The sequence below is a fragment of the Bittarella massiliensis (ex Durand et al. 2017) genome, from assembly GCF_017566145.1.
Taxonomy (GTDB): Bacteria; Bacillota; Clostridia; order Oscillospirales; family Ruminococcaceae; genus Bittarella; species Bittarella massiliensis_A.
In genome coordinates this window covers 213,546-236,493 of record NZ_JABFCL010000002.1, presented here as the reverse complement: position 1 = coordinate 236,493, position 22,948 = coordinate 213,546, and the positions used below count along the sequence as shown (strand labels likewise).

Annotated in this window: 19 protein-coding genes; 1 reads left to right on the top strand and 18 read right to left on the bottom strand. The window is 54.7% G+C overall.

The genetic code is table 11. The features are described 5' to 3' along the window. Position 1: 1 nt before the first annotated feature. From HJY11_RS03350 to HJY11_RS03275, 16 genes are all read right to left on the bottom strand, one after another. Positions 2-1,771 carry an ABC transporter ATP-binding protein gene (locus HJY11_RS03350; protein WP_024729829.1) on the bottom strand — a complete coding sequence of 590 codons (1,770 nt, stop codon included), beginning with the start codon at positions 1,769-1,771 and terminating at the stop codon, positions 2-4. 123 nt (positions 1,772-1,894) lie between these two features. After that, the gene (locus tag HJY11_RS03345) at positions 1,895-2,845 is read right to left on the bottom strand and encodes a helix-turn-helix domain-containing protein (RefSeq protein ID WP_024729828.1); all 951 of its coding nucleotides are present in this window, start codon (positions 2,843-2,845) and stop codon (positions 1,895-1,897) included. A gap of 13 nt (positions 2,846-2,858) precedes the next feature. After that, the gene (locus HJY11_RS03340; protein WP_024729827.1) at positions 2,859-4,241 is read right to left on the bottom strand and encodes an ABC transporter ATP-binding protein; all 1,383 of its coding nucleotides are present in this window, start codon (positions 4,239-4,241) and stop codon (positions 2,859-2,861) included. 12 nt (positions 4,242-4,253) lie between these two features. Beyond that, entirely contained in the window at positions 4,254-4,928 is a 675-nt protein-coding gene (locus tag HJY11_RS03335; RefSeq protein WP_024729826.1) for an energy-coupling factor transporter transmembrane component T, read from the bottom strand. Position 4,929: 1 nt separating this feature from the next. Further along, positions 4,930-5,535: an MptD family putative ECF transporter S component gene (locus tag HJY11_RS03330; RefSeq protein ID WP_024729825.1), complete on the bottom strand. Its 606-nt coding sequence runs from the start codon at positions 5,533-5,535 to the stop codon at positions 4,930-4,932. A 221-nt stretch (positions 5,536-5,756) separates the two neighbouring features. Then, the gene (locus HJY11_RS15420) at positions 5,757-6,128 is read right to left on the bottom strand and encodes a winged helix-turn-helix domain-containing protein (protein WP_256174533.1); all 372 of its coding nucleotides are present in this window, start codon (positions 6,126-6,128) and stop codon (positions 5,757-5,759) included. After that, entirely contained in the window at positions 6,070-7,806 is a 1,737-nt protein-coding gene (locus HJY11_RS03320) for an ABC transporter ATP-binding protein (protein ID WP_024729823.1), read from the bottom strand. The genes HJY11_RS15420 and HJY11_RS03320 overlap by 59 nt, the downstream gene beginning before the upstream one ends. Next, positions 7,803-9,623 (bottom strand): ABC transporter ATP-binding protein, encoded by a 1,821-nt coding sequence (locus HJY11_RS03315; RefSeq protein ID WP_024729822.1) that lies wholly within the window; start codon positions 9,621-9,623, stop codon positions 7,803-7,805. The genes HJY11_RS03320 and HJY11_RS03315 overlap by 4 nt, the downstream gene beginning before the upstream one ends. Positions 9,624-9,809: 186 nt before the next feature. Next, positions 9,810-10,760: a helix-turn-helix domain-containing protein gene (locus HJY11_RS03310; RefSeq protein ID WP_024729821.1), complete on the bottom strand. Its 951-nt coding sequence runs from the start codon at positions 10,758-10,760 to the stop codon at positions 9,810-9,812. Positions 10,761-10,977: 217 nt separating this feature from the next. Beyond that, a complete protein-coding gene (locus HJY11_RS03305) occupies positions 10,978-11,376 on the bottom strand; it encodes a winged helix-turn-helix domain-containing protein (RefSeq protein ID WP_024729820.1) in 399 nt (132 codons plus the stop codon). Positions 11,377-11,414: 38 nt separating this feature from the next. Continuing rightward, positions 11,415-11,783, bottom strand: a complete 369-nt coding sequence (locus tag HJY11_RS03300) for a metal-dependent transcriptional regulator (RefSeq protein ID WP_024729819.1) — start codon at positions 11,781-11,783, stop codon at positions 11,415-11,417. Between the two features lie 16 nt (positions 11,784-11,799). After that, positions 11,800-13,509: an ABC transporter ATP-binding protein gene (locus HJY11_RS03295; RefSeq protein ID WP_024729818.1), complete on the bottom strand. Its 1,710-nt coding sequence runs from the start codon at positions 13,507-13,509 to the stop codon at positions 11,800-11,802. After that, positions 13,506-15,266, bottom strand: a complete 1,761-nt coding sequence (locus tag HJY11_RS03290; RefSeq protein ID WP_024729817.1) for an ABC transporter ATP-binding protein — start codon at positions 15,264-15,266, stop codon at positions 13,506-13,508. Before HJY11_RS03290 ends, HJY11_RS03295 begins: the two co-directional genes overlap by 4 nt. Before the next feature lie 3 nt (positions 15,267-15,269). After that, on the bottom strand, positions 15,270-16,787 hold the full coding sequence (locus tag HJY11_RS03285) for an ABC transporter ATP-binding protein (RefSeq protein ID WP_024729816.1): 1,518 nt from the start codon (positions 16,785-16,787) through the stop codon (positions 15,270-15,272). Beyond that, the gene (locus HJY11_RS03280; RefSeq protein ID WP_024729815.1) at positions 16,784-17,506 is read right to left on the bottom strand and encodes an energy-coupling factor transporter transmembrane component T; all 723 of its coding nucleotides are present in this window, start codon (positions 17,504-17,506) and stop codon (positions 16,784-16,786) included. The genes HJY11_RS03285 and HJY11_RS03280 overlap by 4 nt, the downstream gene beginning before the upstream one ends. Further along, positions 17,506-18,117, bottom strand: a complete 612-nt coding sequence (locus HJY11_RS03275; RefSeq protein WP_024738469.1) for an MptD family putative ECF transporter S component — start codon at positions 18,115-18,117, stop codon at positions 17,506-17,508. Before HJY11_RS03275 ends, HJY11_RS03280 begins: the two co-directional genes overlap by 1 nt. Positions 18,118-18,305: 188 nt before the next feature. Between HJY11_RS03275 and HJY11_RS03270 the strand changes: the two genes are divergently transcribed. Beyond that, positions 18,306-19,268, top strand: a complete 963-nt coding sequence (locus tag HJY11_RS03270) for an AraC family transcriptional regulator (protein WP_024729814.1) — start codon at positions 18,306-18,308, stop codon at positions 19,266-19,268. A gap of 158 nt (positions 19,269-19,426) precedes the next feature. Here the strand turns inward: HJY11_RS03270 and HJY11_RS03265 are convergent, their stop codons facing one another. Then, a complete protein-coding gene (locus tag HJY11_RS03265) occupies positions 19,427-21,157 on the bottom strand; it encodes an ABC transporter ATP-binding protein (protein ID WP_024738470.1) in 1,731 nt (576 codons plus the stop codon). Next, positions 21,154-22,896: an ABC transporter ATP-binding protein gene (locus HJY11_RS03260; protein WP_176255653.1), complete on the bottom strand. Its 1,743-nt coding sequence runs from the start codon at positions 22,894-22,896 to the stop codon at positions 21,154-21,156. Before HJY11_RS03260 ends, HJY11_RS03265 begins: the two co-directional genes overlap by 4 nt. Positions 22,897-22,948 lie beyond the last annotated feature (52 nt).

The window sequence follows — 22,948 nt, the reverse complement described above, 5'->3', positions numbered from 1 at the left end:
CTCAATTCCCCTCCTTTTTGCCGGATGTGACCGCCCAGTTTCGTGCCCCCACATGGGCCGTCCAAAGGGTCTGATACAGCGGGCAGCGGCCCAGCAGTTCTTCCTGTGTGCCACAGTCTGCAACGCTCCCTTTCTCCAGCACCACGATCTGGTCCGCGTTCTGGATGGTGGAGAGCCGGTGGGCGATGACCAGAAGCGTTTTCCCCCTGGAAAGCGCCATAATGGAGCGTTGGATTTTGTCCTCATTCTCGGGATCAGTGAAGGCGGTCGCCTCGTCCAAAATCACAATGGGGGCGTCCTTCAAAATGGCGCGGGCGATGGCGATGCGCTGACGCTCCCCGCCGGAGAGCTGCTTGCCCGCGTCTCCGGCCGTCGTATCCCAGCCATGCTCCAGCCGGCCGATAAATTCTTCGCACTGGGCCGCCTGAGCAGCCGCCAGCACCTCCTCGTCCGAGGCCCCCGGACGCCCCAGCCGGATGTTCTCTTTCAGGGAGCAGTCAAAGAGGAAGTTGTCCTGCGTGACGAAACTGATGGACTGGGAGAGCTGCTTCAGCGGGAGCTTGCGGATGTCCTGTCCGCCCAGGGTGATGGAGCCTCCCGTCACATCCCAAAACCGGGCGGTCAGCCGGGCGATGGTAGACTTTCCGCCGCCCGACGGCCCCACCAGGGCGGTGAATTTTCCCTGTGGGATGGTCAGGTTCAGATGGCGAAGCACCTCCTTGCCCTCTGTCCCGCCATAGGAAAAAGATACATCCCGCATCTGGATGCCGCTGCCTTCCAGATGGACATTCTGCTCCGCCTGCGTGAGCTGGGGCAAATTCAGCAGTTCACGGGTGTCCTTTACTGCAAACTGCATACTTTTCATGGAGTTGATGAAGGCGGTGGCGCTCATCAGGGGGGACACGATTCCCAGGGCCAGCATCAGGCAGAGCGTCACTTGGGCCGGGTCCAGTATCCCCGCCTGATAGAGCGCGACGCCCGCCGGCAGGGTCCCCAGCAGGGTGGTCGGCAGAATGGACAGGCACAGATTCATGGAGGCCCAGGTGCAGCGGAACCATCCCATGGTGAAGTCCCGGAAGGAGGCCACCGCCTGGGCGAATTTCTGATAGGATCGCTCCCCCTGGCTGAACGCCTTCACCACCTGAATGCCCTCTACATATTCCACGATCACGCTGTTCACATGGGCGTTGGCCTCCATGTAGGCGGCGTAATTCTTGTTATAGGTCCGCATCCCGAAGGTCATGGGGATGAGCGCCACCGGGATGGTCACCAGCAGGGCGAGGCCCATCCGCCAGTCGATGGCGAACATGGCGATGACCACGACCAGAGGCAGCAGAAGATTGGAACTGAGTTCCGGGATCATGTGAGCCAGAGGCGGCTCCACATCTTCAATACGGTCCACGATGGTGCTTTTCATGGAGCCAATGGGCCGGCTTTCCACCTCGCCCAGCGGCGCCCCCATCAGCCGGTCCGCCACCTGAAGGCGCAGGCCCTCCAAAATCGTGTAGGCGGATACATGGGCCAGCATGGTGGACAGGGCATATCCCGCCACCTTGACGGCATAGCCGGCCAGACACACGCCGCACCAAAATACAATGCCCTCCCAGTCTGCCTGACGCTCCAGAAAGAGCCGGATGATCTGATAAACGCCGAGATACGGTACGAAGCCCCCGGCCACACTGAGAATAGCCAGTACCACAGACCCGGCCATCTTCCCCCGGCAGGGTGCGGCGAAGGAGAGCAGGATACCGAGCCAAGTTCGTTCCTTCATGTGCAATACTCCTCTCAAAAAAAATCGTTGTAGTTTGCTTACACTAACTACAACGATTATAAGGGATTCTTACCGCTCTGTCCGCTCCGTCCTGCCGGTCTGGTCCTGTTTGGACGGAAAAATTTATTGGCTTTCCCGCCGGTACTCCAGGGGCGTCTTGCCCTTGACTTCCCTGAATGCGGCGGCAAATTTGCTGGAGCTGTCATAACCTACCCGGCCGGCGATCTCTGCCACTCCCATTTGAGGCTCCTGCTGGAGCAGAAGCGCGGCCTGGTCCATGCGGAAATTACGCATATAGGTGTTGATGGGTTGCCCATAAATCGACTTGAAGCACTCCTTCAGCGCCGTAGCAGGGACAGAAAACCGTTCGGACAATTCCGCAATCGTATAGTGGCGTTCCAGCTCCCCCGTCAATAACCGATGGATAGCCTTCACTTTTTCCACCTGGGATTTATAGAAGTAAGGCTTTTCCGCATCCTTTGGCAGTTCCAGCGCGTCCAGATACAGGAGCAATTCCAGTACTTTGATGCGGAAATAAGGAATCTTGATCTGCTCCGGCACCGCGTAGAGCTCCTGAAAAATGTGATCGATGGAGGGCGCCCCATGGAGCACCTTGGGATGGCGACTGGAGCAGAATTTATTCTGGAGCCGGGCCAGATCCACCGGAAATTCCCGTATCCACTCCTTCAGCGATTGGGCGGCCTGGGGGAGCGCAAAGCCAACGGTGATCCCGTGATAATGGGCAAGGGGGAAGGTAAAATGGCCCTGGTGCTCCAGCCGCCGGTCCAGCTTCAGGTCGCCCGCCTCTACATAGGAGTACGCATCCGGGCCGGCAGGGTACTCCATGCGCCCCTGGCGGCAGTAATCAATGCACAGCAGATCCTCCGTTGTACGGAACGCGGAATCATAGCTCTCCATATGGAAATCGTTGTACATCAGGGATACGCCGGGGAACAGATCGTATTGTGTCATGATCCCCTCTCCGGTACCGCTGTGAAACTGAAAGACCCGGCAGTTTCCACCCTCCACCAGCGGGACAGGGAATCCGTTGTCTGCCATTACTTGCTCCAGCATGAAATTTCTCCTTTTACAATCGCAGCACCCGGTCACAGGCTCTCTGCATGAATTCTTGGTCATGGGTAACCACCAGAACGATCCGCCCATGCCTTGCCAGACTGCGGATCACCCCGGACACCTCCACCATACGGGCATAGTCCAAACCGCTGGTGGGCTCGTCAAAAATCAGCACCGGCTTCTCCGACAGCAGGGCCGTAGCTACTGCCAGCCTCTGCTTCTGTCCCCCGGAGAGGGACATCGGATGCCGCTCCCGAAAGGACAGCAGGTGGAGGCTGTCCAGCACCTCCGAAATCTGATTGTCAGATGCCTCCGGCGCAGACATCCGGCACTCTCCCCACACGCTGTCGGAGAACAGCTGATGGTTTACATCCTGCATGACACAGAAAGCCGACCGCTGGCGGCCTTTTCGATCCAGAGGCTTTCCGTTCAGCAGAATTTGTCCCGCTTGTTCTTTCAGCAGCCCGCAAAGGCAGCGGGAAAGTGTGGTCTTGCCCACGCCGTTGGGTCCGGTGATTGCCACCACCTCGCCGGGGCGGGCGGAAAAGGACAGATCCCGGAACACGGGAGCTCCTTTGCGAAAGCTGCAGGTTAAGCCCTCCACAGACAGCCCTTCTTCGCTGCCGGCCGATTCCACAGCGGGGAGCGTGCATACCGCCGGGGTCAGGGTACGCAGCCCCAGGGCCTCCCGCTCCGGGTCTGGCAGGCTGCGAAACTGCTCCCCGGTGAAGACGCGCTCCAGCCCCCCGCTCCGAAGATAAAACGCCCGGTCGATGAGATCGGTGAGAAAGTACAGGCGATGCTCCGCCACCACGATTGTGCAGCCCTGCCGCTTCAAAGCGGCGATCTGGTCGTGGAGCCGGGCAATGGCCTCCCGATCCAGATTGGCTGTCGGCTCGTCCAGCACATAGATTTCAGGGCCCATGGCATAAACAGAGCCAAAGGCCAGAAGCTGCTTTTGCCCACCGGACAGAGAAAAGATGTTTTTCCCGCGCAGTTCCTGGAGGTGCAGTGTTTCCGCGACCTGCTCCACGCGGCGGCGGATCTCTTCCGGCGGACGGCCCTCATTTTCCAGCCCAAAGGCCAGTTCGCTGTCGGTGTCCAGATTAAAAAACTGGGACTTTGGATTTTGAAACACAGAGCCTACCCGCTGGGCCAGTTCATACATGGGTGTTTCCCGCGGCGCAAGCCCATTTACCATCACCCGCCCTTCCAGACGGCATCCGGGAGTAAAAGCCGGGATCAGGCCGTTGATCAGCTTCGTCACCGTGGTCTTTCCGCAGCCGGAGGCCCCGCACAGCAGGACGCACTCTCCGCGGGCAACAGTGGCGCTGACATGGGAAAGCGTTTCCTGTTTTTCTCCATAGCCAAAGGAAACCTGTTCCAAACCTATCATTGTCACTCCCCCTTATTGTACCACAAATGAGCCTATCAGCAAGGCCAGGACCAACAGCATCCCAATCAAGTCCACCGGCATTAGACGCAAGGACACGGCGCTGGTCTTTCGGGCTGGATTTTCGATTCCTCGGGTCACGGCCGCCGCGGAGAGCTCCTCCGCCGTCTCCGTAGCGGACACCATGAGGGGCATCACCGTACACTCCAAGCGGCTGAACCCCCGGATATTCCGCAGCTTCATCGCGTCCCGGATGTGGCCGATCTCCTCCCGGATAGCGGGGAAGTACCGCAGTGTCACGGATATAGCCACGATCAGCTTCTGGGGAATATGTAACTGCCGCAGCCCTACGATCAGGTAGCGCAAAGGAGTGCATTTCAACATCAGCGATCCGGTCATCAGGCAGGGGAACATCCGGCGGGTATAGGTGGCAAAGATGGTAAAACTGGTGGCGATGATCATAGGCGACGCCGGCAGGATCACCTGTTGAAAGACCAGCAGGGCGCAATATCCAACAGCCCATTTGACTGCCATTGTAAATCTTCTGTGGACAACCATCAGTGCCAGCAGCAGAGCGACCAGCGCCAGTTCCACCCACAGAGTATGGTCGCTGAACGCGATGATATTGGCGGCGATCAGAATCCACAGTCCAGCTCTCGGGTCAAAGATCGATTTCTTCCCGTTCCCCATCTTACACCAGGCCAGCCTTTTCAAAGTGCTTGCGGAACATGGCGCGGGCAAGGATGCCGCCGATGACCGCTCCAACAACAGGAGCCAGGAACAGAACGATCAGCATCCCATTGGAGGAAAGGGCCGCCAGAGTGTTCACATAGTCCGCTGGCATCCCTTGTTCTGTGATCTGCCGCAGGAAGTCCTCCCGCATCAGCCAGATCGGGAGCGGAGAGCCCACCATGCCCACAGAGAACAGCACAAAGGATACCAGGTTGCCGGCCATGCTCCGGTAGTGGGTGATGACACGGGTAATTTCAGCCAAGCCGCAGGCCAGAACGAAGGATACCAGGATCACAACGGTGAATTGCCCGGTGACATAGTAAATGAGGCCCGTGATGAGTCCCATCAGCAGGACGGAGCCCACCTTCTGCACCTTGGCGCACATCATGAGATATGGAATGCCGGTAAACAGAGCGATAAAGCCCGGCATCAAGATCCAAAGCAGCGGGTGCAGCCCGCCCAGAAGCATAAAGGCAAAGTTGATGACAAAGTAAATGGCGGAGAAAATCCCCACGGTAATGACATCTTTGCCGCTCATCCCGCGGCCCTTGACTGGTTCAGACATAATGTTCTCTCCTTTTTGGTTAGATTGCACTAACTTTCTTCGTGAAAAATAGGACGCCATGCGTCCATCTCACACGATGTATTTTACCGAGGGCCTCCCTGCCTGTCTATTCCGTTTAGACGACTTTATTCCGTTTGGTTGGAATTATTGATGTTTTCCTATCCGCACAAATCGAAAACGGCCCTTGCTATAATACAAAGGCCGCTTTCTTGCTTGTTCCCTTACTTTTCAAAGCGATAACCATATCCATATACCGTTTGAATCGCATTGATATTTAATTTCTTCCGTATCTTGTAGATCCGGCTGGTGACGCTTTCGAGGCCGGAAGCAAAGTCATCGGGCATCGCATATCGGTAAAGCTGCTCCCGGGTAAAGGTCCAGCCAGGGTGTAAGGCCAGATAATATAGGATATTGAATTCCATCGTGGTCAACTCCACCGCTCGCCCGCTCACAAAGGCCCTACGCTGGTTTGGGTCAATACACAGATTATCATATTGTAGAACAGCCAGTCCAGTCAACGCTTTTCCCCCAAAGTTATACCGCCCAACCAAGGCTTTCCTGCTGAATATGGAACAACTTATAATACAGCCCATTCTTCTTCATCAACTCATCGTGCGTTCCATGTTCTACCAGTCGTCCATTGTCAAGAACAATGATCTGATCCGCATCCACAACTGTACGGAGACGGTGGGCGATCATAATAACCGTCTTGCCTTCTACCAGTTTGGCAATCGCTTTTTGAACCAGGACTTCATTCTCTGGGTCAAGGGATGCTGTGGCCTCGTCAAGCAGAATGATGGGCGCATTTTTTAGTAATGCGCGGGCGATGGAAATACGCTGGCGCTCACCGCCGGAAAGGGTGCTGCCGTTTTCACCGAGAACCGTCTGATACCCATCCGGCATCTCCCGGACAAATTCATCACAATAGGCGGCTTTGGCAGCAGCAATTACCTGATCGTCTGTTGCGTTTGGATTGCCAAGACGGATATTATTCATAACCGTATCATTGAACAAGGTCACATCCTGGAACACGAAAGACATATAAGACATGAGGCTTTCCGGCTCCATACTCTTGATGTCTTTGCCGCCCACGGTGATCTTGCCCTGTTGAACATCCCAAAACCGGGCAATCAGTTTGGAAATCGTGCTTTTACCGGAACCGGACGGGCCAACGAGGGCGGTCACGCTCCCTTGGGGAATTTTGCAGGAAACATCTTTGATGACATCTTCCTGATTGTAGCCAAAAGTCACATGGGAAAGCTCAATATCGCAGTTCGGAACCATTTTCCCGTCACCGTCCATCACAGGAGTGGTGAGCAAGGTACGCATACGACTTGTAACTACATTCAAATTCAGTAGCGAGGACAAATTCGCCAGGATTGCCAAAATAGGGCCATAAATCCGCGTGACCATCAGCAGAAACATGAGCAAAGGCAGCAGTTCAATTTGTCCACTGGTCAGGAGAATAGCACCGACAAAGATTGTAATGCCAATACCTGCCTGCAAAATCATGCTGGCGCTGGACATAAACACGCCGACAGCCATTTCCACTTTGATGGCAATCTTTTTCATAGCAAGCAGAGCTTTATCCAACGCACTGAAATGAGAGCCGGACAGCCCGCAGGACTTGATGATCTTCATACCTTCCAGGTATTCCTGTACCTGGTCAGAGGCAGCCAGTTTTGCATTAACCTGCTTTTCAAACAGCTTCTTTTGATGGTTCCGGCTGAGCCAGATAATGAGGAAGGCAATCGGAACCGTGATGAATACGCACAGAGCAAGACGCCAGTCAAAGAAGGCCAGCAGGATACAGGTCAGGGTCACCGTGATGCCGTTTGCAATCAGTGGAGGGATCGTGCTGCTGAGCAGGGACTCCATGCTGCTGCAATCCGCCATCATATTCGTGGTCAGTTCAGAAAGATCCTTGGTGTTAAAGAAATTCATAGGGAGTTTCCGAAGGTGCTCCGCAATCCGCAGCCGGGTCGTGTTCGACTCTTTATATGAGGCAATATAGGTTTTACGGTAATCGTTTTTGGCGGCCAGAAATACCAGGATGGCTGAAACAATACCTGCGCCCCACAGCATCCAGATATGGTTCCACTGGATGGAGTCACCGCTGACAAAGGGCGTCAAAATTTCACTGAAGACCATAACAGTTACACAGAACGGCAGAAGCATAGCCAGGTTCGTCAATGTGCAGGCGAAGATTGCTTTTTTCAGATCTGCGTAACCCTTGTCTGACAAAAAGAGAGCTTTTTGTAATCTGCTCATAGTTGCACCGCCTTTCCGCTGATTTTCCAGCCAATCGCTTCTGTATAGTGGTTCCACATTTGTGCATAGCGTCCGCTTGCGGCCACCAGCTCGTCATGTTTTCCTTCTTCGACCAAGTGCCCTTTCTCCATGACGATGATCTTATCTGCATTGCGGATCGTGGAGAGGCGGTGTGCGATGATGATAACTGTCTTACCCTGCATCAGCTTTTCAAAGGCTTTCTGGATCAGGTATTCATTCTCCGGGTCACTGAACGCCGTTGCCTCATCCAGCACGATGATAGGCGAGTTCTTGATAATAGCCCGCGCAATAGCAATCCGCTGGCGCTCACCGCCAGAGAGATGGATGCCTTTGGAGCCGACCACCGTGTGATACCCGTTGGGCAGTTTGGAGATGAACTCGTGGCACTGCGCTGCTTTCGCCGCCGCAATCACTTGTTCCTCGCTGGCCGAAGGATTGCCCATACGGATATTATCCAAGATGCTCTGCTTGAACAGGAAAATATCCTGGAACACAAAGCTGACATGGTGCATCAGGTCATCCTCCGCCATATCGCGCACATCTATACCGCCGATGGTAATGCTGCCGGAGGACACATCCCAAAAGCGGGAAATCAGATTGGCAATCGTACTTTTGCCGCCGCCGGAAGGTCCGACAATGGCTGTGATCTGTCCCTGCTTTGCCGAGAAAGATACATTTTCCAGAGCTTTCTCAGAATTATCTCCCGTGTAGGAAAAGCTGACATTATTGAAAACAACATCGTCCCCAGCAGGTTTCTTAGGATGAGCCGTTTCCGGCATTTCTGGAATGTTCAATATCTCGTCCATCCTGGCCACATTCCCGTTGATCTGCATGAACGACTCTGAAATATACATGATTTTGTTCAGCACGCCGGAAATTGCTGGTACAAAGAGCAGATAAAAGATAAAGGTCATCGCAAATCCGGCAAAATCATCCGTTCTGGACCCAATCAGGATGCCCACAGGAACAAGAATCAGGTAAACATTATTGATGATTGTGGTAAAGGCAGGCATACAATTCTGCCAGCCCAGAGAGAACTTGAGGACCCATTCCGTATAGCCGGTGATTGCCTCTTTGAGTTTTTTGAACGAAGATGCTGTTTGATTGAACGCCTTTACTACCGACATTCCCCGGACATACTCCACAGAGGCATTATTCATTTCTTCCAAAGCCTTTTGGTACTTGCCCATGTTCTCCTTCATTTCACCGCTGCCAAAGCCAATAAACTCTGCGACAAATGCAAGAATGATGCCGACCAGGGAAGCAAGGCCAAACCTCCAGTCAACAGCCAACAGGATGATGACCATGACGATAGGGGCGGTAATAGAGGCAACAAAATCAGGAAACTGGTGAGCAATAAAGCCCTCCACACTTTCAATGTTTTCATCCATGATTTTCCGCAGACGGCCGCTGCCAATCGTTAAGTGATACCCCAGTGGGATTTTGGTAATATGGTCTGCAAAGAGAACTTTCAACTCGTACAGCGTTCCAAATGCCGCCATGTGTGAGCTGAAAATAGCCAGAAAATACAGTAGGATATTTGCCACGATCCCGGCGAGCGCCAGCCAGCCATAATTCATGACCATCCCCATATCCAACTGGTCAAGGTTCGGGAAAACACCGATAATTGAGCGGATCATAAAATAGACCGCTATGTACGGGATAAACGAAGCAATGGCTGCCAATGACGAAAGAACCGCGGCTAAGAACACAAGGCCCTTTCTGTCAGAAGCCAATTCCATGCATCGTGCCAAACCCGTCTTTGGTTTTGCCTGTTTCGACTTTGCGTTTGACATAGCATGAACCCTCCTTAAAAGAGAAAATGTCGCAGTTAGTTCTTGCTAACCGCGACATTTATTCTATCAACTTTTGAAATTGGCTGCTACTCCATATCTATGCGTCACGGGCAAAAATAGCCCAAAGATACCAATGAATTAGTAGAGACTACACCTCTACCGCTGTTAAACGCCGCCTGTACATGACTATCGATTTTTTCGGTAGTCTTTTGGCAGCATTCCATATACAGATTGAAATGCTTTAGCAAATTTACTTGCGTTGCTATATCCAAGCTCCAAGGCAATATCACCGATTTTCATCTTGTTTTCCGAAAGCCACTGGGCAGCTAAATTCATTTTGTATTTTTTGAGGTAGGCATACGGAGTGTCCCCATATATGTGGGAAAATACCAGATGGAACACCGACAGATTCAAGTGCGCCTCTTTTGCCAACTGTTCCAAGGGAACTTTTTCATCCAGATGGGAAATAAGATACTCCCGAATAGCTTTTGTTGCTTGAATCTGTTTCTTATCAAAATACTTTGAGTCGCACCCGCTAATCTGTGTCAACTGATCCATGTGGTATAATAGCTCTATGGCCTTAATTTTGAAATAGCCGACAGGCTCCGTTTGAATGGCTGTGTATAATTCGGAAAACAAGTGTCGTAATTGCGGTGGAGTATCACTGACATACCATTGTGTTTCAAGACCAAGTGTTGTCCCTATTTTATCAAGGTCAATGGGAATTGTCCGCATCATCCGGCGTATTTCGTCCGAAAGCGCCTGACGATCTATGACAAGGCTAACGCCGTAATACTTCCCCAAGGGAAAAGAGAACGAAGTCGGCAAATGCGCTGTGGTTGCAACGCTGAAATAGCCCGTTGGCAAATATGCCACAGTATGATTGGCAAATTCACATTCATAGCGTCCGGTTTGACAGTGAGTAATCTGGAGGATATCTGGATTGAACTTCTGGGTCCTCATAGATTCATCCGTTTCAAAATCGAGGAAGCAAAGTTGTATGCCCTCAAACAAGCTATAATTTTTTACGATACCACGCCCATTACATCCATAATCCACAACCAGCTGTCTTTCGCTTCTCGATAGTACTTTTGCCTGTACACCATACCATTCCGGATTGAAGTTGACCTTCTCCATTGTCATCACTCCATCAAGTTAGTCTTAACTTACCTCTCTATGGTAACATAAACTACTGTATTCTTCAATAAAACTCGCCAATCTCTATTTATGATATAGCAAAATCTGCGGTATGCACCAACATACCGCAGATTTATAACACTTTTATTCCTTACTCTGCATAGTTCCAATAAATGAATGGTTTCGTACTATCTACCAACATTCTTTTCTATAATCCTCATGGCGGCAAGAATTTATAGCCCTTCCCATACACGGTCTGGATAAGGTCAGCGTTCAGTTTATGACGCAGCTTGTAAATGATGCTGGAGATTCCCGTCCAACTGCTGTCAAACGAATCAGGGGCAACAAACTCATAGATCTCCCTTTGTGAAAATACCCGTCCGGGCCGCCGGACAAGCAAATGAAATACATCGAACTCCATAGGGGTCAGCTCTATGAATTTGCCCTGCCAAAACACTTGACGGCACGCAGCGTCGATACATAAAGCCTTGTAGCGCAGAGGGGCAGAGGAAAGATCCGTACACATGACCAGTTCTGTTGACTCTATGAAGGCCATGATTTTCTCAACGGTTTCAAGGTCATCTTCTTCGACCGATAATATGAACAGTTTTCCCACTATATCACCCCCAATAACCTCGACTGACAGGCCACTTTTTATTTGTCCTTTAGCCCTGATTTAATTTTTTGAAAACTGTCATCGCTGATTGCGTGCTCCATGCGGCAGGCATCCTGCTCGGCAGTCTTTGGCTCTACACCTGCATCCACCAGCAGACGGGTGAAAAAGCAGTGCTTCTCATAAGTTTTTTCGGCAACCTCTCTGCCCACATCGGTCAGGTGCAGGAAAGAGTCTTCGTCCATGGTGAGAAAACCGCCCTCTTTCAAGGTAGCTACCGCATGACACACGCTGGGTTTCGATACATCAAGGTGCCTGGACACATCCACGGAGCGTACCATGCCCTTTTCCTTTTGGAGCACCAGCACGGCCTCCAGATAATCCTCGCCCGACGCATGGAGTTTTTTCATCGACGCAACCTCTCATTTATACAGTGATTTTTTGTTCTGCGTTCCACATGGCCGCATATTTGCCGTTCTCGGCCAGCAGTTCCTCGTGGGTGCCGGACTCCTTGATTGTTCCGTCCGCCACTACCAGGATCTGATCCGCATTCTTGACGATGGAAAGGGTATGGGCGATCATCACCACGGTCTTTTTCTCCTTGAGCAGATTGGCGATGGCCTGCTTGACCGCCAGCTCGTTCTCAATGTCCAGGGATGCGGTAGCCTCGTCCAGCAATAGGATGGGACTGTTTTTCAGAATGGCCCGAGCGATAGAAAGCCGCTGCCGCTCTCCTCCGGAGAGCAGATTGCCGTTCTCGCCGGTAGGGGTATCATAGCCCTTTTCCATCCTGCGGATAAATCCGTCACAGTTGGCCTCCCGGCAGGCTGCCTCAATCTCCGCGTCTGATGCGCCGGGGCGGGCGTGACGGATGTTGTCCCGGATGGTGTCGTCAAAGAGGAACACATCCTGATCTACCATGGAAACCTGCTCCAGCACGCGCTCCGCCGCCACATGATTGATGGGCTTCCCTCCGATGGAGATGACGCCACTGGCTGGCTCATAATATTTTGCAATCAAATTCAGGATGGTGGATTTTCCGGAGCCGGAATCGCCCACAATGGCGGTCAGCTTCTGATCCGGCACCGTAAAGGACGCCTGCTTCAGCACCGGCTCTCCGGGAACATAGGCAAAGTCCACATGGTCAAAGATGATCTCATGGGTAGCGGGCCGCAGCGCCTCCATACTGCCGCTTTCCTCCGGCTCATCCATCACGCCCAAGATCTTCCCTTTGGAGATCATCAGGTTTTTGTAACTGGTGAGGTCCACAAAAATGGCGTTGGCAAGTTTGGAACAGAACAGCGGCAACATGCAGACCAACAGATAGGAAACCGTGTCGATGGCCCCGGCTGCCCACGGTGCGTAGGCGATTAAGATGACCAGCGGGCAGGACAGCCAGATCAGGATACCCAGCCCGGCTCCCACAGGGAGCACCTTGGCCTCATATACAAAGCTGATGCGGCAGAAGTCCCGCATGGCGCTGATGACCGTCTTGTTTTTCAAGCCGCCCACGCCATAAGCCCGGAAGGTCTGGATGCCGGATACATACTCCACGATGCTGCTGACATTCTCCGCACAGATGTCATTCTTTTCTTTGCCGTACTTCTTCACCATACGGAAAGAAAGCCACAAACCGGGAATCAGCAGCAGATCCGCCGCCAGCAGAATCAGCCCGGCGGGGACATAGATCGTCATGACAAACACAATCAGCATGATGGACAAGGCAAAGTTTTTCGCCAGGTCCCCGATTTTGTGGGTCAGGATCTTTTCATAGTTATTGACATCGCTGGTGATGGTGTTGATGTAGTCGCCGGTCTGCCCCTGGGTAAACCGGGATAGGGGGATACGCTTGAGATGATCACCCATAAACAGCCGGATATTTTGGCTGACTTCCGCGCCGCCGATCTGGGCTTTGGTGTAGCCATAGCTGTAAATCAGGATACGGAGCAGGAAGATGCCGGCAATCGCCCCGGTCAGCATCAGCACCCGGTTCAGGTCAAACTGCCCCGCCCACAAAAACTGCATGACCGAGTAAAGCAACAGGAACAGGCTGCCGGAGAGCAGGCCCTCCAAAACAGTTCCCCCAACGCCAATGTAAAAATTTTTGTTCTTTTTCAAGACATCGTGTTCTCTCATTCTACTCGCCCCCCTTCCAACTGATAGGTGATGTTCCGGGCCTTTTCGTAGTCCTCCCAGGCTTTCCGGTAGTAAGCGTTATCCCTGCGGACTTCCTCATGGGTGCCGACACAGGTGATGGTGTGGTCCTCCACCACTGCGACCCGCTCACACATCTTCAGGGCGCTCAGGCGGTGGGCAACCACAATGACGGTCTTGCCTTTACAAAGATTTTGGATGGCCCTGTCAATCTCCATCTGGTTTTCCGGGTCGGAGGCGCTGGTGGCCTCATCTAAAATCAGGATCGGGGCATTTTTCAAAATGGCGCGGGCAATGGCGATCCGCTGCTTCTCTCCGCCTGAAAACCGGGAGCCGAAGCTCCCCACCTTGGTATCGTAGCCATCCGGCAGAGACATGATGAAGTCGTCGATCTGGGCTTCCTTTGCGGCGGCCCTCACTTGCTCCAGACTGGCGCTGCTCCCCATGAGGATGTTCTCCAGTACACTGTCACGGGTGAGGAAGGTCTTTTGAAATACGATAGCCACATTGCTCAAGATGGTGTCGTAGTCCAACTCCTTGACATTTTTTCCGCCGATCAGCACCTCGCCCTCCTGCACATCATAGAAGCGGGAGATCAGTTCGATTATGGTGCTCTTGCCGGCGCCGGACTGCCCCACCAGGGCCAGCCTCTCTCCGTCCCTGATCTTGAGATTGACGCCTTGCAGCACATCGGTTTTGCCATCGTAGGAAAACCGTACATTCCGCAATTCAATATCATGGCATTGGGGGAAATCCGTGCCGCCCTCATAGATGGGGACATCCAGGATCTCCTTCGCTTTGGTGACCGCGTTCAGCACATTGGCGAAATTGGTCCCCAGCTCCTGCAGCGGACGGATCTCCGTCAGGTACATGGACCCCACATAGATGAACAGCAGGAACGCGCTGGCCGTCAGGGAGCCTTTCAGGAAAAACATCCCGCCCAGCGGCACCATGAGCAGCATTCCGCACTCAATGATGACCACGAAGGCCGCGTAGGGTGGTCCCATGCGGCGGGAGGTCTCGTTCCACATGGCGTTTTCCTCATGAATGGCGGAGGAGAATTTCTGGAAGGATTTGCTCCCCATGTTATATGCCTTGATGAGTTTCATGCCGCTGATATACTCGATCATGACCGAGTTCAGTGCGGTGATGGAACGGTTGGCCCGGTCCATCAGGTCGTCCGTGTTGCGGAACATGACCGCCATCACCACAACCGCAAGCACCAGCGGCACCAAGGAAATCAGAGCCAGCGGGATATTGACGGTCATCAGGTAGGCAAAAACCACCACCGGCCCCACCAGATAGCACACCAGATCCGGCAGGTTGTGGGCCAGAAACAGTTCCAGCTTCTCGATGTCCTCATTCAGTACGGTTTTGATGTCTCCGGTCCGCCGCTCGTTCAGCGCCCCCAGCGGCACCTTAGCCATGTGTTCCGCTACCATGCAGCGCACCTTGAACAGCGCGCCGTAGGCTCCCTTGTGGGATACCACTCCAGACGCCCCGAACAGCACAAAGCGGAGCACCACCGCCGCGGCCACAGCAGCCACGACCCGCACCACCAGTTCTTCGGTACAGGTCCCGCCAAAGGCGGCGTCCATCAGCCGGTAAATTTCAATATAGGGCACCACAATGCACAGGCCCCCGGTCATCGCCAGAAGCACGGCCAGGAACAGCCATACCTTTTGCTCTCCGGCCCAGTGGAGCAGCAAGGCCACACGATTGGTTTTTTTCTGTTTCATAGACTACCTCTCCTTTCCATCTGAATGGCCCAGGCCACCTTCTCTGTCTCCTTCGGAGCCATTCACCTTGACAGAGAACAGCTCTCTCAGTTTCGGGAGGGCGTCCATCACAACGGGTATATCACCGGGCATCTCGCCCTCGTCAAAATGCAGGACACGGGAGCAGGTACGGCAGACAAATTCAAAATCATGGGTGACAATGAAAATGACCTTTCCCAGCTCAGACAGCCGCCGGATCAGCCCCGCCACCTGGGTCATGCTGTCAAAGTCCAGACCGCTGGTAGGCTCGTCAAACACCAGCAGGTCTTTTCCGCAGATCATGCTGACCGCTACGGCCACCCGCTGCTTCTGCCCACCGGACAGCGTGTTGGGGTGGCGCTCCCGATAGGGAGCCAGCCCCAATTCCTCCAGAGTTGAGGCGGCCAGGGTCAAGTCCGGATTGCGGATGCCGAAAGAGCACTCCGCCTCCACGCTCTCGGCAAATAATTCGTAGTTCACATCCTGCATCACCATGTAGGAGCGTTTCAGCCTGTTCTTCCGCTCCATCGCCTGTCCATCCCACAGAAACTGCCCCTCGCAGTCCTTGTGGAGCCCGCACAGGGCGCGGGAAAAGGTCGTTTTCCCGGCCCCGTTGTGGCCCACCACGCCGATTACCTCACCCTTTGCGGCGGCAAGGCTGATGCGGTGCAGGACCGTCCGCTTTTTATACCGGAGTGTGACATCCCGAAGTTCCAGGACAGGGGAAGATACCGGCGGGTGGACTTGCGGAGGCCGCACCTCCGCTAAATCCGCCGCCCGCAATCCCATGCGTTCCCGGGTCTCCCTTGGTAATCCGCGGAACTCTTCCGGCGTAAAAATCTTCTCAATCCGGCCCTGCTCCAAGTACACGATCCGGTCCGCCAGACCCATCAGATAATAGAGCCGGTGCTCCGCGATCAGAATGGTCTTGCCCTGCTTTTGAAGCAGCCGCAAATGGCCTTTTAACTCCTGGATAGATGTCATATCCAGATTGGAGGACGGCTCATCCAGCAGGTAAATCTCCGGATTCATGGCATAGACCGAGGCGAAGGCGATCTTCTGCTTTTCGCCCCCGGACAATTCAAAGATATTGCGGTTTCGGAGCGGGCGGATATGCAGGTCGTCGGTGGCCTGCTCCACCCGTTCCGCCAGCTCCACGGGCGGCCGGGTCTCGTTTTCAATCCCAAAGGCGATTTCGCTGTCCGTGTCCACATTGAAAAACTGCGTCCTGGGGTTTTGGAACACAGAGCCGACTTTAGCAGCGATCTGGTACATGGGCAGCTTGCTGATCTCCTGTCCATCCACCAGTACGCTGCCCGTCAATTCTCCCGCATAGAATTGTGGGATCAGGCCGTTGACCAGCCTTGTGATGGTGGTCTTGCCGCATCCGCTCCGGCCGCAGAACAGGACGCACTCTCCGTCCGCAATCGTCAGATTGATGTCGTGCAGGCCGTCATGCTCCTGCCCCTGGTAGGCAAACGACACATGCTTTAATTCAATCATCCGAACACCCCCTTCCAGTACAGCCCCACAGCGAGGTACGCCGCGAAGCAGATGCCCGCCAGAAGATCTGCGGGCCCTATGTGAATCTGCACCAGACAGGTCCGGGGCTTCGGGTTTTCGATCCCGCGGGTAATGGAGGCAATGGACAGTTCATCCGCCGCCTTGGATGCCGCCATCATCAGCGGGACATAAATGCACTCCACCGTCATGGCCGGGTGCGTCAGCAGTCCCTTGGGAGACGGCGACACATCCCGCATCCGCATGGCGTCCTTGATAAACCGCCAGTCCTCCTGGATGGTGGGGACATAGCGGAGCATGACGGCCAGCGGGATCACCAGCTTTTTCGGTGCGTGGATGCGGTTCATGGCGGATAAGAATTCGCTGACCTTCGTGGTAGAGAGGACAATGCCGGACAGCATCCCACAGGGATAGACCTTATGGAACAGCCCCAAAAAGGCGATAAACATGGTGCGCCAGGTGCCCGTCATGGTGTCCATAATCCAGAGGGTGAGCAGAACAATCAGCGCATAGAACAGTACACCCTTCCAGGCATATTTCCACTTCCCGAAGCAGACGCCGAGCAGCCCGATCAGCACCACAAGGCCCAGTTCATAGAAAAGGGATGGGGCCATCATAGCGGAAAGGATGCAGAACAACAGCAGCAATATCTTCGTCCTGGGGTCCAGCCACAGCCCGCGTCGGGATGACGCTCCGCCCATCATGCGGTGATCCCAGCCTTTTCAAACTGCTTTTTCAGCATCTTGCCGCCGACCCAGCCGCTGAAAGCCGCCACCGCCAATGTGCCGGCGATAATGACCACGAGGAGCCAGGAGGGTGCGGAGGCGTTCATGGTGTCGATGTAGGACTGTTCCGTACCATTTTTCAGCATGGTGCTGGCCCAGCCGTCCGGGTCAAGAAAGAACACCACATAAGTATAGATGCCTCCCAGGGAAATCAGCATATAGGACAGCAGATTGATGGCCTTGTTGCGGTAGTGACCGGCGCCGGCTACCAAGTCCGCAATAAGTCCCATCCCGATATAGCCCAGGGAAAATGCCCAGTGCATTCCGGTGGCAAACCAGATGATCCCCATGATGATGCCGAGAATTGTGACGCTCCACCGCTTCTGCACTTTAGCCACCATCAGCAGATAAATAGGGCCGCACAGCAGCGCCGCCCCCATCGGCATATAGAAGGTCAGGACTGGATTCGGGGCGAACGGAAGTCCGCCGACCAGGGTAAACACAAAAAAGATGGCACTGAAAATACCCGTTGTCACAAGGTCCTTGACCGTAAGGCCCTTCTTCAGTGAATTGACTTGATTGCTCATTTTGCTCCTCCTGTTTTTGCGTCATGTTGACTTTTTCTTTGTGATATGCTACTCTTTGGTTAGAGTTCGCTAACCGTCACCTATAACATACACTCGATTGGGGCGGCTTTCAATGATTTGAAACGAGGTTCGTCTTTTCGTTTCAAAAGTTCGTCCAATCGTTGTAAAGAGGAGGCGAGTCTTTTGTCATGCCCGAAATCATTGAGCAATACTATGCGCCGCTGTTGAAAGGGCACGGTTTTATCCCCGACCCGGATAATCAGCAGTATGGTTCTTTAGGCATCTCGTGGAAGTTATCGCCCGAAATCGGAGAGGGGTCCTACTGGACCTACGGGCAAAAGGATCTGTACGACATCAAGATCCATAACTTTTCCTTTCACGAGGACTCTCTGCTGGAATTCTCCCTGCCAGAGTGTTTGAGCATCACCCGCTATGATTCCATCTCCGGCGATGAATTGGCTCCGTACCGCCGGCTGTCCGCCGGGTGTATCAAAACCTATATCGGCGGCTATTCGCCCTACCGGGTGCTGATCCACAAAAATATTCCCATTCGCTCCATCGGCGTTGAGATCATGCCCGCCTACTATGAGGATTATCTCAAAAAGCAGTATCCGGACGAATACCACAACCCGGTGGAGGCATTCCGAAAGATCGACCAGACAACAGACTTCCCGGAAATGTCCAGGCTCCTTACAGAGCTTCAAAATTACCGCGGAGATGGGATCGCCGCCAAACTGTTTTATGAGGGCAAGGTAGCCGAAGCGTTGTCGCTGGTGGTGGAGTATCAGAAAAAGCGTCCGGCGGCCACTGGGCGGCTGGCAACCCAGGATATTGAGAATATTCAGACAGTCGCTACCTACCTGAGCGACCATTACGCCGCGGAAGTTCCCATGGAGCGTCTGACCCAGATTGCCTGCATGGGGACAACAAAACTCAAGAGCAGTTTCAAAAAAGTCTATGACTGCACCATCACCGAGTACATCCAGCAGCGCCGCATGAGCCAAGCGGAGTACCTTCTCACCAATACTGATTTGTCCATTGGACAGATTGCGCAGACTGTGGGCTATTCTACCTCCAGCCGCTTTGCGGAGCTGTTCCGAAAGAGCACTGGACTGTTACCGGGAGAGTTTAGGAAGGTAGGAAAGAAGTAGAATAGAAAGCGTGCAGCTCCACTTTAGTTTTGGAACTGCACGCTTTCTTTATAGCGTTCCCCATATCTGCGCATGGCGATTTTTTTGCTGCAAATGCCATAGCCACCCAAAAATCACAGTGCAAATATCTGTACTGCAGTTTTGTCTTTTTCGATCAATCAAAGTGTCCATCGGCTGGACTCCGTGCGCTCGGACACGAAATCCCGGTAGATGCCCGCCTGCTGGATCAGTTCGTCGTGGGTACCCTTTTGGACGACGCTGCCCTGGTCCAGCACCAGAATCTGATCCGCACCCCGCACGGTCTTGAGCCGGTGGGCGATCATCAGCACGGTCTTCTCCCTCGTCAGGGCTTCCATAGCCCTTTGGAGCTGATCCTCATTCTCGGGGTCCACATTGGCCGTGGCCTCGTCGAAGATGACGATGGGCGCGTCCTTCAAGAGACACCGGGCGATGGAGATGCGCTGCTTCTCTCCGCCAGAGAGCGTGGCTCCTCCCTCGCCAATTACCGTATTATATCCATCCGGCAGGGCGGAGATAAAGTCGTGGCAGCACGCCTTTTTTGCAGCCTCCACCACCTGCTCATGGGTGGCGTCCGGGCAGCCGAACTTGATGTTGTTCTCCACCGTGTCGGCAAAAAGGTACACCCGCTGGAACACCATGCTCACCTGTTCCATCAGGGACTCCAGCGTGTACTCCCGCACATCCCGGCCGCCGATGGTCACACGGCCGCCGTCCACATCCCAAAACCGGGCGATCAGGTTGCAGAGAGTGGTCTTGCCCGAGCCGGAGGGTCCTACAATGGCGGTGGTCGTTCGATCTGGGATGGTCAGAGACACATCCTTGAGGATGGGGCGGCTTCCATAGGAGAAGTTCACATGGTCGAATACAATCTCGTGGTCCTCTGGACGGATTACCGTGCCGCGCTGATCCATCTCCGGGATGTCGTCCACCTGGTTTGCATGGTCGATGGAGCTGCCCACCAGACGCAGGGCGGACACGCCGCTGCCCGCGGACTGGATCTGGGAGAAAATCAGGAAGGAGACGATGACCGCCATCAGCGCATTGGCGAGGGACATGGCTCCTGTCAGGCACAGCCCCACCGACGCGGCCAGGATCAGAACGCTGAACAGGTGGAGAACCATCTCCTGGCCCCAGATATAGGGAGTGAACAGCTTCTCTACCGCCAGATTGTTCGCCCGGCTGTCCTCCAGAGCCTGCCGCACCCGCTTGTCACCCTTTCCGGTCAGGTTAAAGGACTTGATGACGCTCATGCCCTGGAGCTGTTCCAGCACCGCCTCCACCAGCCGGGCCTCGTCCCGCTGACGCTTGGGGGCGATCTTGGCGGACTGCTTCTCCATCCCGGAGAGGAGGGCCAGATACACCAGCATTCCCGCCAGGGCCAGCAGACCGATCCGCCAGTCCCAGAACAGGATGCACAGCAGCATGACGGCAGAATTGATCAGGCCGCCCAGGATACCAACCAGTACCATAGGGCCGGTGCTCTCCACCTCGTCCAGAACGGTGGTGGTGATGCCGGTGAGCTCTCCCAAACTCTGGTCGTTGAAATAGCCCATGGGGACCCGCTTGAGTTTGTCGCCGATGGAGATACGCTTATTCGCCACCATGAAGTAGCCGGCGTGGGTCTGTTGGAGCTGGCTGAAGCGGTTGAGGACCGCCCGGCCCAGAATGCTGGCCAGCAGAAGCCCCAGCGCCTGCCATGCCGGGGCGGGGTCTGTGGAGCCGCCCACCAGGGCCAGCACCACCACATAGATGGCCGCGATCTGGAACATGTGGAACACCGCGTAAAAGAAGCCTAAAATCATGGACTTTCGGATATTGCCCTGTTCCTCGCCGGCAAAGTGCCAGATTTTTTTCAGAACGCCGATCATGCCTGCTCTCCCTCCTTTGCGCCCATGTGAGCCCGCCACATCTCTTGATACAGCGGGCAGTTTTTCAAAAGTTCTTCGTGGGTGCCCGCATCTTGGATGCGGCCGCCATTGACTACCACGATCTGATCCGCTCCCGTGATGGTGCTGAGGCGGTGGGCGATGACCAGAACGGTCTTTCCCGCCACCAGCTTACCCACGGCCTGCTGAACAACAGCTTCGTTCTCGGGGTCTATGTAGGCGGTCGCCTCGTCCAGCACCACAATGGGCGCGTCTTTGAGCATGGCCCGGGCGATGGCGATGCGCTGGCGTTCGCCGCCGGACAGATGGGCGCCGCCTCCGCCCACCACAGTGTCGTAGCCGCGTTCCAGGCCCCGGATAAAGGCGTCGCACCCGGCGGCCTTTGCCACGGCCTCCACCTCGGCGTCGGTGGCCGCCGGGCGACCCATGCGGATATTTTCCCGGATGCTCTCGTCAAAGAGGTAGTTGTCCTGGGAGACAAAGGCCACCTGGTCATAGAGCTGCTTCAGTGGGACCCGCTTCAAGTCTTGTCCGCCCAAGGTGATGGAGCCGGAGGTTACATCCCAAAAGCCGGCGATCAGCTTGGCGATGGTGGACTTGCCCGAGCCAGAGGGCCCCACAAAGGCGGTCATGCTCCCGGCGGGAATGGTGAGGGACACATCGTGGAGCACCTCCTTGTCCGCGTGGTAGCCGAAAGACACATGGGAGAGCTTGATGTCCCGGCCCCGGAACTCCACCGACGCTTCCCCGTGATCCTGCTCCGCCCCGTTCAGGATGGCGTCCACCGAGCCCACGATGGTGCCCACTTTGGCAAGGCTGTCCACAAAGTCCATAGCGGCCAGCAGAGGCCCGGCAATGCCCAGGGACAGGACGATGGTGGTGATAAAGGTCTCGATGGGCAGACTCCCTCCGGTGTAGAGAAGCCAGCCCACCGGCAGAATAGTAATCATGGTGGTAGGTGAGATGGCACGGGCCAGAGAGACCGGCATCTGGCAGCTCTTCATCCAGTGGTAGAAGTAGGAGGCGTTGGCCTTTACGCTGTCGGAGAAGCGGGCATAGGACTGCTTGCCCTGGTTGAACGCCTTGATGACCTCAATGCCGCCGATGTACTCCACAATGGCGCTGTTCATGGCCTGGGTGGTCTTGACCGAGCCCTCATACTGCTTGCCGTAGCCAGCCATCACCGCCATCATGAAAGCCATGCCCACCGGGATGGACACCAGGCTTAAAAGGGCCATCCGCCAGTCCAGTACGAACAGGTAGATCAGGATGCACACTGGCCCCAGCACATTGGCGGTCATCTCCGGCAGAAGATGGGCCAGGGGCCGTTCCATGCTCTCCACCTGGTCCACAATGATCTGCTTCATCTGGCCGCTGGAGGTGTCCAGAATCGTACCCAGAGGCATCTTTGGCAGCTTCTCCAGCACCCGCTCCCGGATGGATTTCAGGATGGCAAAGGTGGCCTTGTGGGATTGGGACAGGGCCAGGGAATACAGGGTGGCCCGGAGCAGGAAGCCCACGAGCGCCACAACACACCATATCAGGTAGTATTGCATACTCTGCTCCCCTTTCAGCAGGCCCAGGATGATCTGCGCCGCAGCGAAGTAAGGGAGCATCCCAAACAGTACCCCCACCACAGCGGACAGGACCGCCCGCTTCAGGCCGCCCTGCTGTCCCTCTCCCAGCTCCCACAAACGGAGCATGGGGCTTTGTTGTTTCATGATATAAATTCCTCCTTTTGGTTAGTAAGTGCTAACTTTTGTGCAAACAGGA